This is a genomic window from Microbacterium ginsengisoli (genome assembly GCF_000956535.1).
Lineage (GTDB): Bacteria > Actinomycetota > Actinomycetes > Actinomycetales > Microbacteriaceae > Microbacterium > Microbacterium ginsengisoli.
The window spans coordinates 1-16365 of record NZ_JYIY01000070.1 but is presented as its reverse complement, the minus strand read 5'-3'; the positions used below and the strand labels follow the sequence as shown (position 1 = coordinate 16365).

17 protein-coding genes are annotated in these 16365 nt (G+C 70.5%); 6 read left to right on the top strand and 11 right to left on the bottom strand.

Translation table 11 applies throughout. The features are described 5' to 3' along the window. Positions 1-8: 8 nt before the first annotated feature. A complete protein-coding gene (locus RR49_RS06235; protein ID WP_045247214.1) occupies positions 9-3416 on the bottom strand; it encodes a pyruvate carboxylase in 3408 nt (1135 codons plus the stop codon). A 92-nt stretch (positions 3417-3508) separates the two neighbouring features. Between RR49_RS06235 and RR49_RS06230 the strand changes: the two genes are divergently transcribed. Then, entirely contained in the window at positions 3509-4318 is an 810-nt protein-coding gene (locus RR49_RS06230; protein WP_045247213.1) for a ParA family protein, read from the top strand. 107 nt (positions 4319-4425) lie between these two features. Here RR49_RS06230 and RR49_RS06225 read toward each other — a convergent pair whose 3' ends face one another. The 3 genes from RR49_RS06225 to RR49_RS06215 form a co-directional block, all read right to left on the bottom strand. Beyond that, a complete protein-coding gene (locus RR49_RS06225) occupies positions 4426-4968 on the bottom strand; it encodes a MerR family transcriptional regulator (protein WP_045247212.1) in 543 nt (180 codons plus the stop codon). A 97-nt stretch (positions 4969-5065) separates the two neighbouring features. Beyond that, positions 5066-5755 carry a transcriptional regulator FtsR gene (gene ftsR, locus RR49_RS06220; protein ID WP_045247211.1) on the bottom strand — a complete coding sequence of 230 codons (690 nt, stop codon included), beginning with the start codon at positions 5753-5755 and terminating at the stop codon, positions 5066-5068. Further along, positions 5755-6246, bottom strand: coding sequence for an FHA domain-containing protein (locus RR49_RS06215; RefSeq protein ID WP_045247210.1), 492 nt, complete (start codon positions 6244-6246; stop codon positions 5755-5757). Before RR49_RS06215 ends, ftsR begins: the two co-directional genes overlap by 1 nt. A 170-nt stretch (positions 6247-6416) precedes the next feature. Between RR49_RS06215 and lpdA the strand changes: the two genes are divergently transcribed. Then, on the top strand, positions 6417-7817 hold the full coding sequence (lpdA, locus tag RR49_RS06210) for a dihydrolipoyl dehydrogenase (protein WP_045247209.1): 1401 nt from the start codon (positions 6417-6419) through the stop codon (positions 7815-7817). 62 nt (positions 7818-7879) lie between these two features. Here the strand turns inward: lpdA and RR49_RS06205 are convergent, their stop codons facing one another. From RR49_RS06205 to RR49_RS06180, 6 genes are all read right to left on the bottom strand, one after another. Next, a complete protein-coding gene (locus RR49_RS06205; RefSeq protein ID WP_045247208.1) occupies positions 7880-8491 on the bottom strand; it encodes a CYTH domain-containing protein in 612 nt (203 codons plus the stop codon). Then, complete coding sequence (locus RR49_RS06200; RefSeq protein WP_045247207.1) at positions 8488-8712, bottom strand: hypothetical protein; 225 nt, start codon at positions 8710-8712, stop codon at positions 8488-8490. The genes RR49_RS06205 and RR49_RS06200 overlap by 4 nt, the downstream gene beginning before the upstream one ends. Positions 8713-8721: 9 nt before the next feature. Continuing rightward, the gene (locus RR49_RS06195; RefSeq protein ID WP_045247206.1) at positions 8722-9765 is read right to left on the bottom strand and encodes a YihY/virulence factor BrkB family protein; all 1044 of its coding nucleotides are present in this window, start codon (positions 9763-9765) and stop codon (positions 8722-8724) included. A gap of 33 nt (positions 9766-9798) precedes the next feature. After that, positions 9799-11460 (bottom strand): cellulase family glycosylhydrolase, encoded by a 1662-nt coding sequence (locus RR49_RS06190; protein ID WP_045247205.1) that lies wholly within the window; start codon positions 11458-11460, stop codon positions 9799-9801. A gap of 73 nt (positions 11461-11533) precedes the next feature. Further along, positions 11534-11830, bottom strand: coding sequence for a DUF1905 domain-containing protein (locus RR49_RS06185; protein WP_045247204.1), 297 nt, complete (start codon positions 11828-11830; stop codon positions 11534-11536). An 84-nt stretch (positions 11831-11914) separates the two neighbouring features. After that, positions 11915-12640, bottom strand: a complete 726-nt coding sequence (locus RR49_RS06180) for a glycosyltransferase family A protein (protein WP_045247203.1) — start codon at positions 12638-12640, stop codon at positions 11915-11917. 39 nt (positions 12641-12679) lie between these two features. On the opposite strand from RR49_RS06180, the gene RR49_RS06175 reads away from it, so the two are divergent. Continuing rightward, a complete protein-coding gene (locus RR49_RS06175) occupies positions 12680-13495 on the top strand; it encodes a shikimate 5-dehydrogenase (RefSeq protein ID WP_045247202.1) in 816 nt (271 codons plus the stop codon). A 17-nt stretch (positions 13496-13512) separates the two neighbouring features. Next, positions 13513-13773, top strand: coding sequence for a DUF4287 domain-containing protein (locus RR49_RS06170; RefSeq protein WP_045247201.1), 261 nt, complete (start codon positions 13513-13515; stop codon positions 13771-13773). A 24-nt stretch (positions 13774-13797) separates the two neighbouring features. Here the strand turns inward: RR49_RS06170 and RR49_RS06165 are convergent, their stop codons facing one another. After that, positions 13798-14976 (bottom strand): MFS transporter, encoded by a 1179-nt coding sequence (locus RR49_RS06165; protein WP_045247200.1) that lies wholly within the window; start codon positions 14974-14976, stop codon positions 13798-13800. Positions 14977-15045: 69 nt separating this feature from the next. Here RR49_RS06165 and RR49_RS06160 point away from each other — a divergent pair, with 69 nt between their 5' ends. Next, on the top strand, positions 15046-15726 hold the full coding sequence (locus RR49_RS06160) for a GntR family transcriptional regulator (RefSeq protein WP_045247199.1): 681 nt from the start codon (positions 15046-15048) through the stop codon (positions 15724-15726). 71 nt (positions 15727-15797) lie between these two features. Beyond that, positions 15798-16365 (top strand): PhzF family phenazine biosynthesis protein (locus RR49_RS15965; protein WP_157013167.1); only part of this gene is annotated, 568 nt, incomplete at its 3' end.

Below are 16365 nucleotides of genomic sequence, written 5' to 3'. Positions count from 1 at the left end.
CCCCCAGGCTAGTGCGCGGGCCGGATCACGACCAAAAGGTCTCCCGCGTCGACCTGCGCGGTCGGGGCGATGACGATCCGCTCCACCACGCCCTGGATCGGCGCCGTGATGCCCGCCTCCATCTTCATCGCCTCGATGGATGCCACGGGCTGCCCGGCCTCGACGCGGTCGCCGACGGCGGTCTTGATCGTGACGACGCCGGAGAACGGCGCGGCGATCTGACCGGGCTTGGTCGTGTCCGCCTTCTCCGCCTGACGGGTCTCGACGGTGATGCTGCGATCCCGCACGAACACGGGGCGCAGCTGGCCGTTCAGGGTCGTCATGACCGTGCGCATGCCCTTGTCGTCGGCCTCGCCGATGGCCTCGAGTCCGACGAAGAGCTTGACGCCGCGATCGATGTCGACCGCATGCTCCTCGCCGGCCGCGAGGCCGTAGAGGTAGCCGGTGGTGTCGAGCACGCTGAGGTCCCCGAACACCTCCCGGGTCTGGGCGAACGCGCGTGTGGGTGCCGGGAACAGCAGCCGGTTGAGGGTCTGGCGGCGTTCGGCCGCGTCGCCGTTGAGCGCGCGCTCGTCGTCGACGCTGAGCGGGGTGAGAGAGATGTCGACGGTGCGTCCGGCGAGCACCTTCGAGCGGAAGGGCTCGGGCCAGCCGCCCGGCAGATCGCCGAGCTCGCCCGCCATGAAGCCCACGACCGAATCGGGGATGTCGTAGCGCTGCGGGTTCTCCTCGAAGTCGGCCGGGTCGGCCTTCACGGCCGCGAGGTGCAGCGCGAGATCGCCCACGACCTTCGAGGAGGGGGTGACCTTCGGCACGCGCCCGAGGATGCGGTTGGCGGCCGCGTACATGTCCTCGATGAGTTCGAAGTCGTCGGCGAGCCCCAGGGCGATCGCCTGCTGACGGAGGTTGGAGAGCTGGCCACCCGGGATCTCGTGGTGGTAGACGCGGCCGGTCGGCGAGGGAAGGCCCGACTCGAACGGCTTGTAGAGGTGCCGGACGGCCTCCCAGTAGGGCTCGAGGCTCCCCACCGCGTCGAGGTCGAGTCCCGTGTCGCGCTCGGTGTGGGCGAGCGCCGCGACCAGCGACGACAACGACGGCTGGCTGGTGGTGCCGGACATGGGCGCGGCGGCCGCGTCGACGGCGTCGGCTCCGGCGGCGCTGGCGGCGAGGAGGGTCGCGAGCTGCCCGCCGGCGGTGTCGTGGGTGTGCACGTGCACGGGCAGATCGAACCGGTCGCGCAGCGCGGAGACGAGCTTCGCTGCGGCCGCGGGCCGCAGCAGCCCCGCCATGTCCTTGATCGCGAGCACGTGAGCGCCCGCGGCGACGATCTCGTCGGCGAGGGACAGGTAGTAGTCGAGCGTGTAGAGGTCCTCGGCGGGGTCGAGCAGGTCGCCGGTGTAGCACACGGCCACTTCGGCGACCGCAGTGCCGGTCTCGAGCACGGCCTCGATCGCGGGGCGCATCTGCGCGACGTCGTTGAGCGCGTCGAAGATGCGGAAGATGTCCACCCCGCTGCGCGCCGCCTCGGCGACGAACGCGGAGGTCACCTCGGTGGGGTACGGCGTGTAGCCGACCGTGTTGCGGCCGCGCAGGAGCATCTGGATGGCCACGTTGGGCAGTGCGGTGCGCAGCTTGTCGAGGCGCTCCCACGGGTCCTCGCCGAGGAAGCGCAGCGCGACGTCATAGGTGGCACCGCCCCAGGCCTCGACCGAGAGCAGCTGCGGAGTGAGACGCGCGACGTAGGGCGCCACCGCGACTAAGTCCTTCGTGCGCACCCGCGTCGCGAGCAGCGACTGGTGGGCGTCGCGGAAGGTCGTGTCCGTCACGGCGAGGGTGGTCTGGGCACGCAGCGCCGCGGCGAACCCGGCGGGACCGAGCTCCTGCAGGCGCTGACGGGATCCGGGCGCGGCATCCGTCGTCAGATCGATCGTCGGGAGCTTGAACCGCGGCTCGATCGTGAGGGGGTTCTCGCCGTTGGGCTTGTTCACCGTGACATCGACGAGCCAGTTGAGGATCTTCGTGCCGCGGTCCTTCGATTCGCGCCCGCGCAGCAGCTGCGGGCGCTCATCGATGAAGGAGGTGCTGACATCCCCGGCGACGAACGACGCGTCGTCGAGCACCGCCTGCAGGAACGGGATGTTGGTGGCGACGCCGCGGATACGGAACTCCGCCAGCGCGCGCCGGGCGCGGCTCACGGCGGCACCGAAATCCCGGCCGCGGCACGTGAGCTTCGCCAGCATCGAGTCGAAGTGAGGACTCACCTGCGAGCCGGCGGCGGTCGTGCCGCCGTCGAGACGGATGCCGGCACCGCCCGGCGAGCGGTAGGTCGTGATCGTGCCCGTGTCGGGCCGGAAGCCCTGCGTGGGGTCCTCGGTCGTGATGCGGCACTGCAGCGCCGCGCCGCGCAGGCGGATGTCGCTCTGCTCGAGCCCGAGCTCGGCGAGCGACTGGCCCGCCGCGACGCGGATCTGCGTCTGCACGAGGTCGACGTCGGTGACCTCCTCGGTCACCGTGTGCTCCACCTGGATGCGCGGGTTCATCTCGATGAAGACGACCTCGCCCGTGCGGGGGCCGGCGGTCTCGAGCAGGAACTCGACAGTGCCCGCGTTCTCGTACCCGATCGACCGGGCGAACGCGATCGCGTGGGCGTGCAGCTGCTGCCGAATCTCGTCGTCGAGGTTCGGGGCAGGAGCGATCTCGATGACCTTCTGGTGGCGGCGCTGCACCGAGCAGTCGCGCTCGAACAGGTGAACGGTCTCGCCCGTCTTGTCGGCGAGCACCTGCACCTCGACGTGACGGGGGCGCTGCACCGCCTGCTCGAGGAACATGCGCGGGTCGCCGAACGCGCTCTGCGCCTCGCGCATCGCCTCGGCGAGGGCGGGGGCGAGCTCTTCGGGCTTCTCGACGCGACGCATGCCACGCCCACCGCCTCCGGCCACGGCCTTCGCGAAGATGGGGAATCCGATGTCGGCGGCCTGAGCGACGAGGGCGTCGACGTCGTCGGATGCCTCGGTCGAGCGCAGCACCGGCACGCCGGCCGCGATCGCGTGCTCCTTCGCGGTGACCTTGTTGCCGGCCATCTCGAGGACGGATGCGGGCGGGCCGATGAAGGCGATGCCGTGGGCAGCCGCCTTCTCGGCGAGCTCGGGGTTCTCGGAGAGGAATCCGTAGCCGGGGTAGATCGCGTCGGCGCCGCACTCCAGGGCGACCCGGATGATCTCGTCGACGTCGAGGTAGGCGCGCACGGGGTGCCCGATCTCCCCGATCTGGTAGGCCTCGTCGGCCTTCAGGCGATGCAGGGAGTTGCGATCCTCATAGGGGAAGACCGCCACGGTGCGGGCGCCGACCTCGTAGGCGGCACGGAAAGCTCGGATCGCGATCTCGCCCCGGTTGGCGACAAGGATCTTCTGGAACATCAGACCTCTTCGTGTGTCGCGGCATCGAGCGCATCGCGGGGACTCTCTGCCTGAGTGTGCTCACAGCCTAGGGGACGGTAACGTAGACCTCCGTGCACGTGCTCTCCGTCAGCTCCCTCAAGGGCGGCGTGGGTAAGACCACCGTGACGCTCGGTCTCGCGTCAGCCGCCTTCGCGCGGGGTGTGCGAACCCTCGTCGTCGATCTCGACCCACAATCCGACGTGTCCACAGGTATGGACATCCAGGTCGCGGGTCGTCTCAACATCGCCGATGTCCTGGCCAACCCCAAAGAGAAGGTCGTCCGTCAGGCGATCACCTCGAGCGGGTGGGCGAAGGTGCACCCCGGCACGATCGACGTGCTCATCGGAAGCCCGTCGGCCATCAACTTCGACGGCCCGCACCCCAGCGTGCGCGACGTCTGGAAGCTCGAAGAGGCCCTCGCCGCCGTCGAGGCCGACTACGACCTCGTGCTCGTCGACTGCGCCCCGTCGCTGAACGCCCTCACGCGCACCGCGTGGGCGGCGAGCGACCGCGTCATCGTCGTCACCGAGCCGGGCCTGTTCTCCGTTGCTGCCGCCGACCGCGCGCTACGCGCCATCGAGGAGATCCGCCGGGGCCTCTCCCCCCGCCTCCAGCCGCTCGGCATCGTGGTCAACCGGGTGCGCCCGCAGTCGATCGAGCACCAGTTCCGCATCAAGGAGCTGCGCGACATGTTCGGTCCGCTCGTGCTCACCCCGCAGCTGCCCGAGCGCACCTCTCTGCAGCAGGCGCAGGGCGCGGCGAAGCCGCTGCACATCTGGCCCGGAGATTCCGCACAGGAGCTCGCAGCCGACTTCGACTCCCTGCTCGACCGCGTCATGCGTGCCGGTCGCATCCCGACGCCGGGTGACGCGACCGTCTGAGTCCGCCGACGACACCGCCCGTCGCATCGTGAACGGACGGCCGGCGATTTCTGCGCGGGCGCGCGGATGCGGCATCCGCTCTCACGGATGCGGCGACGACCCCGCGCTCAGGCCGAGCGCTGCGCGCGACGTGCGGCGAGCTCGTCCGCCGGGTCCGGCGCCTGCGGGTCGAAGTCGAGCAGAGTCGACTCGACCTCGTGCAGCACCTTGCCGACGGCGATGCCGAACACACCCTGGCCGCGGCTGACGAGGTCGATGACCTCGTCGTTCGACGTGCAGAGGTAGACCGAGGCGCCGTCGCTCATGAGCGTGGTACCGGCGAGATCGCGGATGCCGGCAGCTCGCAGCTGCTCGACGGCGGTGCGGATCTGCTGCAGCGAGATGCCGGTGTCGAGCAGGCGCTTGACGAGCTTGAGAACCAGGATGTCGCGGAAGCCGTAGAGGCGCTGCGACCCCGATCCGGTGGCGCTGCGCACAGTGGGCTCGACGAGCTCGGTGCGGGCCCAGTAGTCGAGCTGACGATAGGTGATGCCGGCCGCGCGCGCAGCCACGGCGCCGCGGTAGCCGACCTCGTCATCCATCGCGGGGAGGCCGTCGGTGAACAGCAGGCCCTCCGAGAAGGTGCCACCGATGGGTTCGCCAGCGTTCATGCTCGCGTCCTCCTTCTGCTGTTCGGGTGATTCCACGCTAGAGGAGCGACCCGGCTCGAGCAACGACATCCGGAGTTGAGTCCCCGGCGTGTCGCACTCAGATCCCGAGTTCGTCGAGTCCGCGTCGAACGAGCGCCGAGCGCACTTCGTCGAGTCGACGGGCCAGCTCCGGCGCCGCCTCGCCTGCGCGTCCGCGTGCGCTCGCATCGGTGCGGTGCAGCAGCGGCGCGAGCGCCGATTCGATGAGCGCGATGTCCCGCTTGGCTCCCTGCATGAGCGCGCGCAGGTGACGCGGGCCGATGCCGTGTCGGTCGAGGCCGACGAGCGATCGCAGCATGGTCAGCGCGCGGTCGTCGAAGGGGTCCGCAGGCGGGATCAGGCCCGTGGTCACGGCGTCGTTGAGCAGCTGCGCCGGAGCCCCGGCTTCGCGCAGCAGTTCGTCGCGCCGGTAGCGGCGGGCCGGGGTCACGATCGCGGACGGGACGCTCACCGGGATCTCAGGGGTGCGACCGGCGTCGAGATCGTCGAGGTAGTCGCGGATGACGCTCAGAGGCAGGTAGTGATCCCGCTGCAGCGTCAACGCGAGACGCACGCGTTCGACATCGGATGCCGCGAACTTGCGGTATCCGCTGTCGGTGCGGCGCGGCGCGACGATTCCCTGCATCTCGAGGAAGCGGAGCTTGCTCGACGACAGCGACGGGAAATCAGGAGCGAGTCGCGCGAGCACCTGGCCGATGCTCAGAAGCCCGCTCGGCGCACTGCTCGAGCGGGAGGCGCCGACCGGCATCACGCCTCCGGCGCGGCGGCCAGATCGGCGGGCGAGCCGAAGAAGTTGAGTCGGAACTTTCCGATGCGCACCTCGTCGCCGTTCGCGAGTGTCGCGCGGTCCACCCGCTCGCCGTCGACGTAGGTGCCGTTCAGAGAGCGCTGGTCGACGATCTCGAACGCCGCGCCCACCCGGGTGATCTCGGCGTGCCGGCGGGAGACGGTCACGTCGTCGAAGAAGATGTCGGCATCGGGGTGACGACCCACGGTCATCACATCGGCGTCGAGGAGGTAGCGGGCGCCCGCCGTGGGACCGGAGCGCACGATGAGCAGTGCCGAGCCGGTCGGAAGGGCCTCGATCGCCGCCATCTCCGGTTCGGTCAGCTCGCTGCCGAAGGGAACGAAGGACAGGTCGGAATCGTGACCGAACGTCTGCGTCGTGTCGTGCGCGGGTCGCTGCGCGTCGCTGGCGCCGCGCCGGATGTCGCCGGCGCCGGGCTGGTTCTCGTCCACGGTTCTGCTCCTCCTTCCCGTCCAGACTATCCGATGCGATCCGGTCGACCGCGCCCGCTTCGCCGGTTCATTCCCGCTCGATAGTCGCGCTGTCCGACGCCATGACGGAGCGGTTTCGCACGGCGGCCGACGCGGCATCCGATGGTCCCGGGCGGACTAGGCTGGGAACCATGCCTCATTACGACGTCGTCATTCTCGGCGCGGGTCCCGGCGGTTACGTCGCGGCCGTTCGGAGCGCCCAGCTCGGTCTGTCCACCGCGATCATCGAGGAGAAGTACTGGGGCGGTGTGTGCCTGAATGTGGGGTGCATCCCCTCGAAGGCGCTCCTGAAGAACGCGGAGCTCGCCCACACCTTCACCCACAAGGCGAAGCTCTTCGGCATCGAAGGCTCCGTCACCTTCGACTACGGGGTCGCGTGGGACCGCAGCCGCGAGGTGGCCGATGGCCGCGTCAAGGGCATCCACTACCTGATGAAGAAGAACAAGGTCACCGAGTACGACGGCCGCGGAACCTTCGTCGACGCGAACACGATCGATGTCGCCAAGGCCGACGGCCAGACCGAGCGCGTCACGTTCTCGAACGCGATCATCGCGACCGGCTCGACCGTGCGTCTGCTCCCCGGGGTCACCCTGAGCCAGAACGTGGTGACGTACGAGGAGCAGATCCTCGCGCGCGACCTGCCGCGCTCGATCGTCATCGTTGGCGCCGGCGCCATCGGCATGGAGTTCGCGTACGTGCTCTCCAACTACGGCGTCGAGGTCACGATCATCGAGTTCCTCGACCGTGCGCTCCCGAACGAGGACGCGGACGTCTCCAAGGAGATCGCGAAGCAGTACAAGAACTACGGCATCACCCTGCTCACCTCCACCAAGGTCGAGTCGGTCGTCGACTCGGGCGACAAGGTGACCGTCACCTACACCGACAACAAGAGCGGCGCGCAGGGGTCGGTCGAGGCCGACAAGGTGCTCATGTCGATCGGCTTCGCGCCGAACGTGACCGGCTTCGGACTCGAGACCACGGGTGTCGCGCTCACCGACCGCGGGGCGATCGGCATCGACGACTACATGCGCACCAACGTGCCGCACATCTACGCGATCGGTGATGTCACCGCCAAGCTGCAGCTGGCCCACGTGGCCGAGGCGCAGGCGGTCGTGGCGGCCGAGACCATCGGCGGCGCCGAGACCCAGACGCTGGGCGACTACCGCTTCATGCCGCGCGCGACGTTCTGCTCGCCGCAGGTCGCCTCGTTCGGCCTCACCGAGCAGCAGGCCAAGGACGCCGGTCACGACATCAAGGTCGCGACCTTCCCGTTCATGGCGAACGGCAAGGCGCACGGCCTCGGCGAGCCGGTCGGCTTCGTGAAGCTCATCGCCGACAGCGAGCACCTCGAGCTGCTCGGCGCCCACATGATCGGGCCGGATGTCTCGGAGCTGCTACCCGAGCTGACGCTCGCCCAGAAGTGGGACCTGACCGCGCTCGAACTGGCCCGCAACGTGCACACGCACCCGACGCTGTCGGAGGCGCTGCAGGAGGGCTTCCACGGTCTCGCAGGACACATGATCAACTTCTGATCGCCGTACGACGAAGGGGCCGCCGCGGAGTTCCGCGGCGGCCCCTTCGTCGTACGGGTGGGTCAGAATCCGAGGGCGCGGGCCAGTTTCGAATCGGATGCCGCCACCCGCCCGCCGGCCGCCGCCACTGCGGCGTCGATGCGGGCGAAGAACTCTGCCGGGGCGACGGGGCTGTCGGGGGTGAGCTCCACCTCCCACTCACGCCAGGCGAGCTCGCGTCCGGTGCGCTCGTCGACCGTCTGCACGCGGTCGTCGACGAGCTCGGCGACCGGGGTGCCCGAGGCATCCGAGACCGCATACGCGGTGCGGGCGTTGCGGATGCGTGCGAGCGGAGCGAACGGGCCCGCCGACCAGCGCTCGACCGATTCGGCGACCGCGGGGGGCACCTGATCGGGGTCGCTGTCGATGTCGAGCGGCCAGTGCCACTCGAGCTTTCCCTCGGGCGTGGCGATCTTGACATGCCAGCCTTCGTCGGGCCCGCCGGTCCGGCGGCGCACGGCGACGCCGGCGCGGCCGAGGGCGGCGTCGGCGCTGTCGAAGTAGCGCGCGTCGAGGTCGCGCGGCTCGGCATCACCGACCGTGAGGCCGAGCGTGGTGAGGTCGGGAAGCGGGGTGTCGGCGTCGACGTCGTAGCTGCGCTCGACCTCGAGGGACCGCGTGGGTTCCGCGCTCACTCGTCGCGGCCGTCGGGATCCGGGTTGATCGGCTCGGTGGCCTCGACGTACGCGAAAGGCACCTCGGTGGGGCCGTCGGCGGCGCCGGTCTGGACGGCATCACCCGAGCGCCGGTAGACGATCTGGCCTTCGCCGTAGGGGGCGATGATCTCGTCGTCGTCGCCGTCGAAGGGAAGCAGCTGGCCGTCGAGGGGACCGCCGGTGAGTCGTGCGATGGACATGCTCTCAGCCTAGTCTCGGCGGGCGCGGCGGGGTGGTTTCGGCTCCCGTTCCGCGGCCTCCGCCGCCTGGGCGGCACGCACCTCGACCTCTGCACGGGATGCCGCGGCCTCCGCCATGCGCAGACGCCACTGCCCCATCGTGCGCGCGCCGTGGCGGGCGTGCACCCGGTCGTGCTGCTGCCCGGCGATGGTCACACAGACCGCTGCGGCGATCAGGATGACCTGCGCAGACAGGTTGATCCAGAGCAGCAGCGCGATGAGCGCCGCGAAGGTGGCCAGCAGCGGGTTGGCGGCCGCACCGCCGACGAACAGACCGGAGAGCTCTTGCAGCACGGTGAGACCGACACCGCCGACGGCTGCGCCCGCCAGGCGGGCGCGCCACGAGGTCGGCACGCCGATCAGCGCGGTGAAGAGCAGCAGGACGATCGCGGCATCGAGGACCAGGACGACCACGACCGAGACGACCCGAGTCATCACGCCCGCCTCCACGCCGTCGTCCTGCAGGGACAGGAGTCCGAGAACCAGGCCCACGGCGGCGGTGCCGAAGAACGTGGCGGCCGCCGACACGATCAGCAGCACTCCGATCCCCACGGCGACGCCGAGGTTGCGCAGCTGCACCCAGAGGAAGAACGTGTCGTCATGCCCGGCATCGGCGAGCTCACGGAAGGCGGCGCGCATCGATCCGATGGCGCCGGTCGACGCACCGATCAGACCGACGATCGAGATGATGCTGGCGATCGTCAGGCCGGTCGGCGCTGGGATCGCATCGAGTGAGACGATGCCGCCGTCGCCGACGAGGCCGGGGACGGCCGCGTCGACGGCACGCACGAGCGCGGCGAGCGCGTCAGGGTTTCCCCGCAACCACAGCAGGGCGACGGAGAACCCCAGAAGCACGGCCGCGAAGAGACTGAACAGCGCGCGGTACGTGATGCTGTCGGCGAGCATCGGCCCGCGCTTCTGGCTGTAGAGCAGGAACGCCCGCACCAGCGTGCGGCGCAGCATCCAGGACGTCACACGCCCGATGAGCGAGGCATCGGTCGGGGTCTCGGGCATGCCCTCAGGCTAGCGATGACCGCTGCGGCGAGGTCAGTTCGCGGTCACTGTCAGCGCCGGGTTGGCCGGCGCGGATGTCGCGGCCACCTGCAGCCCCACCCAGACGCTCTGGCCGGCGCTGAGGGGGCCGGCCCAGTCCTTACCGGTGCAGGTGATCGTGGTTCCGGCGAGGGTGCACCCCATCCCCCAGGCGCTCACGATCTGGGTGGCACTCGGCGAGGACCACGAGATCGACCAGCCGTGCACGGCGCTGGAGGCGGTCACGACGAAGTTCGCGACATAGCCGGCCTGCCAGGCGCTCTGCAGCTGCCAGGCGGTCGTCACGGTTCCGGATGTCACCGGCTTCGGTGCCGATGGCGACGGCGTCGCCACGGGCGGGGCGGACACGGTCGGCGACGGAGCGGGGCTCGCCGCGGGCGGCGATGACGGGGCCGTCGTCGCACTCGGGGAGGGCGCTGGCGTCGCGGTGGGCGTCGGGACCGGCGACGTCGACGTCGAGGGTGAGGCCGACGGCGAGAGCGGTGCCGGGGACGGCGGTGTGACGGGGCTCAGGATGGGCGCGAGCGCCGCGAGCTTGGCGGCCTGCGGGGTCGTCCAGTCATCCGCAACGAGACCCCCGGTGTCACCGGAGTTCGGGTTGAACGACCAATACCCGTAGCTGAGTCCGTTCGCACGGATGTAGGACACGATCGACGCGAGCCACTGCTTGTCGCTCGTCGTCTGCAGCAGAGTGCCGAACTCGCCGACGAACACCGGCGCGATGTTCTGCTTCTGGAGGTAGCCCCAGTTCGCGTCCCAGACGCCGGGCAGGTTGGCGGGATAGTTCCCCGCACTGAACCAGGACTGGTTGTAGACCGACGCGGGGTAGTCGTGGGACGAGTAGACGACGCGGTTCGCCACCGTCAGAACGACGGGCTTCTTCGCGACATCCTTGAGACCCCCGCCCCACCACGTGGTGGACCCGTCGGCCTGCGTGCTGACGCCTTCGACGATGATCAGCAGGTTGGGGTTCGCGGCGAGCACCGCGTTGCCTGCGCGGGTCGCCGCGGCCTGCCAGTCAGTGGCGGCGTTCCCGCAGCCCCAGCACGACGGGTCGTGCGGCTCGTTGTGAAGGTCGGCGCCGATCACGGTGGGGTCGTTCCGGTATCGGGTCGCGAGCATCGTCCAGTCCGCGATCCACTTCTGCTCGCTGTACTGCGACGTGTACCAGAGCGCCGACTGGGAACCGGAGTCGGGACGATGGCGATCGAGGATCACGTGGAGCCCATAGGCCTTGGCGCGCGCGATCACGACATCCATCAGTTGGAGCGGGGTGAGCGAGACCAGAGTCGGGTTGAGATTCTGGTTGATGGACGTCGTCGAGGATGCCGCGAGGCATTCGTTGGAGAACGGCAGTCTGATCGTGTTGAAGCCCATGCTCGCGATCTCGCGCATGCCCTGGTCGAGGGAGATCGACCACAACCCGTGCGGAGCGCAGTTCGAGGTCTCCATCCCGAACCAGTTGACCGCCTTGATCGTGTACACCGAGTTGTCCGATGCCAGGATCTTGGACCCCGAGGTGTGGAGCCAGCCGGAGGGCGCTGCCGCCTGGGCGCTCAGCGGGGCGACAAGACCCACGGTGAGCGCGACCACCGCGGCGGCCAGCATGCCGATCACGCGCGCGCGGAAGCGGCGCTCTGAGCTGGCGACGGCCATCGTGACCCCTCGACGATACGGCGGCGGTGAATCGCGCCCACGGCGCGATGGCATCAGTGTACGGTGCGCGGGTTCAGATCCCGACCGTCTCGATGCTCACCGTCACCCGGTCTCCGACTCCGAGTCCGTAGCGCTGCCGCACGGCCTTCTTCAGCGGCAGGACGAAGCGGCCCCGCGCGGTCTCCGGGAAGATCGAGGTGCGCCAGACGGATGCCGCGAGCCGGACCTCGACCGGCACCGAACCGAAGCCCGCACGAGGCCCGGGCAGCTCGTGCAGGGCCTCGCTGATCTCATCGGGCACGGCGACGAAGCACCACAGCTCGGCGCGGGCCTCCCAACGCCAGATGTCGGCGGCGAACTCGACCTGCATGCGGCCAGCCTAGGCGGGGTGGGAGCCGGCCGCGGGCTCGCCGGGCGGGTCCGCGTACGGCGACGAGAGCGGGTCTACGAGGCTCTACACCTGGCGCCGTGCCGCCCGGAAGCGCCCGTCGGGCCAGCTCGCCGCGAACGTCTCGACGACCCGCCACACCCGGCGGAGGAGTCCGCCGACGTGTACGAGCGGCCTCGCCGACACGGGCATCGTGAGGGTGCGGTCCCATCGCACCCCGTCGTCGGCGTGCAGGTGGATCGTGAGGTCGAGATCATCGTGCACGTGGGGGTCGGCGCGGCGCACCCGGTCGCGCACGCGCTCCCACACCGCGACGCGCATGGCGAAGTTCGAGCCGAAGACGAGCGGGATGCCGAGCCACAGCCCGATCCATACGCGTCCGCCCCCGATGTACCAGTGCGATCCGAGGTAGGCGACCAGCCGCGAGCAGTCGTAGAACTCGGCGCCCCCGGTGAGCACGCCGAGGGCCTCGTCCTCCGCGAACGCCCGTTCGAGACGGGCGACCCAGTCGGGATGAGGACGGGAGTCGGCATCGACCCGGGCGATGATGTCGGCGGATGCCGCCGCGTCGTCGTACCCGCGGGCGGCGGCAGGCCAGATGCCGACACGCTCCTCGCGCAACAGCGTCGCGCCGTGCGCGCGAGCGACGTCCGCGGTCGCATCGGTGGAGGCATTGTCGACGACGATCACCTCGTCGGCGCGCCGGGACTGACGGTCGAGGGCCGAGAGGCAGGCATCCAGGTAGTCGGCATCGTCGCGGCACGGGATGACGACGACGATGCGCGGGGGCACGAGTTCAGGCTAGTCCCGTGCGGAGAGCAGAATGGCCAGGTGCCGATCCTCAACAAAGACATGTCGCTGTGCATCTCCCTCTCCGCCCGCCCGTCGAACATCGGCACGCGGTTCCACAACTTCCTCTACGACGAGCTCGGACTGAACTTCGTCTACAAGGCGTTCGCCCCCACCGACATCACGGCCGCCATCCAGGGCGTGCGAGGGCTCGGCATTCGCGGGTGCTCGGTGTCGATGCCCTATAAGGAGGCGGTGATCCCCCTCGTCGACGTGGTCGAGGAGTCCGCAGCGGCGATCGCGTCGGTGAACACGATCGTCAACGACGACGGCGTGCTGACGGCGTCGAACACCGACTACGAGGCGGTCGCGTCGTTGCTCGCGAGCCACGCGGTCGATCCGGCGCTGCCGGTCGTCGTGCGCGGCTCCGGGGGCATGGGGAAGGCGGTGATCGCGGCGTTCCGCGGTGCCGGGTTCGACGACGTCACCGTGCTCGCCCGCAACCTCGACGCGGGACGCGCGATCGCCGATGCCTACGACTACCGCTTCACGGACGCCGAGCCCGAGCCGTTCGCCGGTGTGCTCGTGAACGTCACGCCGCTCGGCATGAACGGGCCGGATGCCGCGGCCCTCGCGTTCTCGCACGAGCAGGTGGCCGCGGCATCGGTCGTCTTCGATGTCGTCGCGTTCCCGTCGGAGACACCGCTCGTGCGCGCCGCGCGGGAGGCGGGGGTGCCGGTGATCACGGGAGCCGAGGTCATCGCGCTGCAGGCCGCGCGCCAGTTCGAGCGGTACACCGGCGTCGCCCTCACCGCCGACCAGGTGGCGCGCGCGTCGGAGTTCTCGCGCGCCGAGTGACGCGCGATGATGGGGCGATGAGCGCACACCGTGTTCCCGCGCCGGAGCTGCCGGTCGGGGTCAAGCTGCAGAGTCCGGTCTCGTACTTCCCGAGCATCGAGAAGACGTACGGGCAGCCCGTGCAGCACTGGCTCGACCTCGTCGCCGATCGCCTCGACGACCACCGTCACATGGAGGTGGTGGAGTGGCTCAAGACCGAGCACGGACTCGGCCACGGACATGCGAACGCGATCGTCGGCTACGTGAAGCGCGAGCTCGCCGGCTCCGCATCACAGTGACGCGAGCGCGGCTCACGCGTCGACTCACTCGCGGTGCACGTCGCGCCGGGGCACCAACGGCACGGCGATGAGGGGCACCAGCGCGACGAGCGCGAACGCTCCCGCGAAGCCCGTTGCCGTGATGAGCGCGCCGATGCCCGGCCCGACGAGGGACGCCGCGATGAACTGGCCGGTGTTCTGCACGCCGAGCGCCTTGCCGACCCATGAGCTGCCCGCCGCTTCCGCGACCGAGGTGTAGGCGAGGCCGTTGTCGGCTACGGTCACCACCGCGGCGATCACGATGATGACGCCGCCGACGGCCGCCCACGCGAATGCACCGCTCATGGCGAGGGCGAGCATGACGACGACGGCCGAGACGGCCACGCCTCGCAGCACGCGCACGCGGCTGCCGACCCGGTCGCTCAGGACGCCGACGACGATGCGGCCGAGCGCCCCGACGAACTGCGAGATCGCGACGAGGGCGGCCGCGGCATCCTGGCCCCATCCCAGGGCCGAGATGAGGAACACCATGCCGAAGGTCGACACGGCGAACTGCGGCACGACGAGCAGCAGCGACACCGCGTGGATGCGCGCGAGGAACCCGCTCGCCCGATAGGGGTTCACGGCGGGTCTCTCGGGGCCGGATGCCGCGGCCCGCGGCGGATTGCGGATGCCCGCCGCGCAGGCGGCCGCGATGATCGCGAGGGCCGCGGCGATCACGAGGAATGTCGCCGGGATGCCCGCGGAGCCCGCGAGCGCGGGCACGAGGGCCGCGGCGGCCGCGACGCCGAGGGGCTGGGCCATCTGCCGGATGCCCATCGCGAGTCCGCGCCGGTCGCGCGGGAACCATCCGACGACGACGCGGCCGCTCGCCGCGTTCGTGCTGGCGGCGGCCGCACCGCCGGCGAGGAGTGCGACGCCGAGGCCGATGAGGTCGCTGGTCAACGCGGCGGCGAGCGCGAGCAGTGCGGTGAGGAGGAGTCCTCCCGCGATGACGCCCCGCTCCCCTCGTCGATCGGCCAGGTGACCCCAGGCGATGAGCGTGAGCACCATGCCGACGGTGGGGGCGGCGGAGAGGAGTCCCGCCTGCGCGAGCGGGAGGCCCCGGTCGAGGTGCAGCAGCGGGATGAGGAACACGGGCGCGGAGACGAGCAGGGTGCCGGCGGCCTGCGCGGCGATGCCGAGCGCGAGCATGATCCAAGCGCGGGGAGGGATGCGCGTCATGCGTTGACCTCGGTTCGGGGCTCGTGAGACGATCGGTATACCGCTTTGGTATACCAGAAGGGAGCACCGGTGGACGAACCCGGCGAGGCCCGCGCCTACCGCCAGCTGCGCATCGCGATCCTGACCCTCGACCTCTCCCCCGGCGAGCGGCTGTCGGAACGCGCGCTCGAGAGCCGCCTCGGCCTCTCGCGCACGCCCATCCGCGCCGCACTCCTTCGCCTCGGCGGCGAAGGCCTCACCGTGCGCACCGAGCGCGGATGGGCAGTCGCGTCCCTCGATATCGCCGAGGTGCGCGCCGCGATGGAGTACCGCGAGATCGTCGAGGTGGCCGCTGTGCGCCTCGCCGTCGACCGCGCATCCGACCCCGACCTCGCCGCCCTGCAGGAGCTCGTCGACACCCACCGCTCCCACGACGACCCCGAGACGGGCCTGCGCGACGGCGGCGACTTCCACCACGCCCTGGCGGCGACATCAGGAAATGCGTTCCTCGCCGCCGCCGTCGCCGACACCATCACCCGCCTCACCCGGGTGCGCTGGCTCGAGGTGCGCTCGGCGGCATCCCGTGCCCACGCCCGCGACGAGCACGCCGCGATCATCGACGCCGTCGCGCACCGCGACGCCGACCGCGCCGTCGCGCTCACCCTCGCCCACGGTCGCGGCACCCGCGATCGGCTGCTCGCGGTGCTCGACGAGGAACGCGGGCGGCGCGGCATCCACTCGCTCGCGATCGTCGACAGCGCGGCGGGGTGACAGCGCCCGGTGTATGACCGACGACGACAGCGACGCCGACCCCCTACCCCGGCGCCGGGTAGCGTGGCGGGATGAGCTTCGGAGTGCAGGTCGACGTCGTGCGGGTCTTCACGGACGCGCGCGGAGGCTCGGGCAACCCGCTCGGCATCGTCATGAGCAGCGCTGCCTCGCAGGGACGGGAGCAGTCCATCGCCGAAGCGCTCGGCTACTCCGAGACCGTCTTCATCGGTGAGATCACCCCCGACGCCGCGCAGGTGCGCATCTTCACGCCCGCCCGCGAACTGCCCTTCGCCGGGCACCCGAGCGTCGGCACCGCCTGGTGGCTCGCCCGCCGGGGAACCCCGGTCGCCGCCCTCGAGGTGCCGGCGGGTCGCGTCGTGATCGACATCGACGGCGAGGATGTCGCCGTGCGCGCCCGCCCCGGATGGACCCCCGACTTCGCGTTCCGGCAGCTCGGCTCGCCGGCCGAGATCGACGCCCTCGACCCGGCCACGTTCACCGAGGGCCACCACTGTCCCGCGTCAAGTAGTTGGCAGGATTTCTTCGCGTTGAAAGGTCGGGGTTGTCGGGTCGGCGAGGCCGAGGTGGACCTCGAGGGGGCGGTTCCAGGCGAGTGCTTCGTGGGGGCGGGTTTCGTTG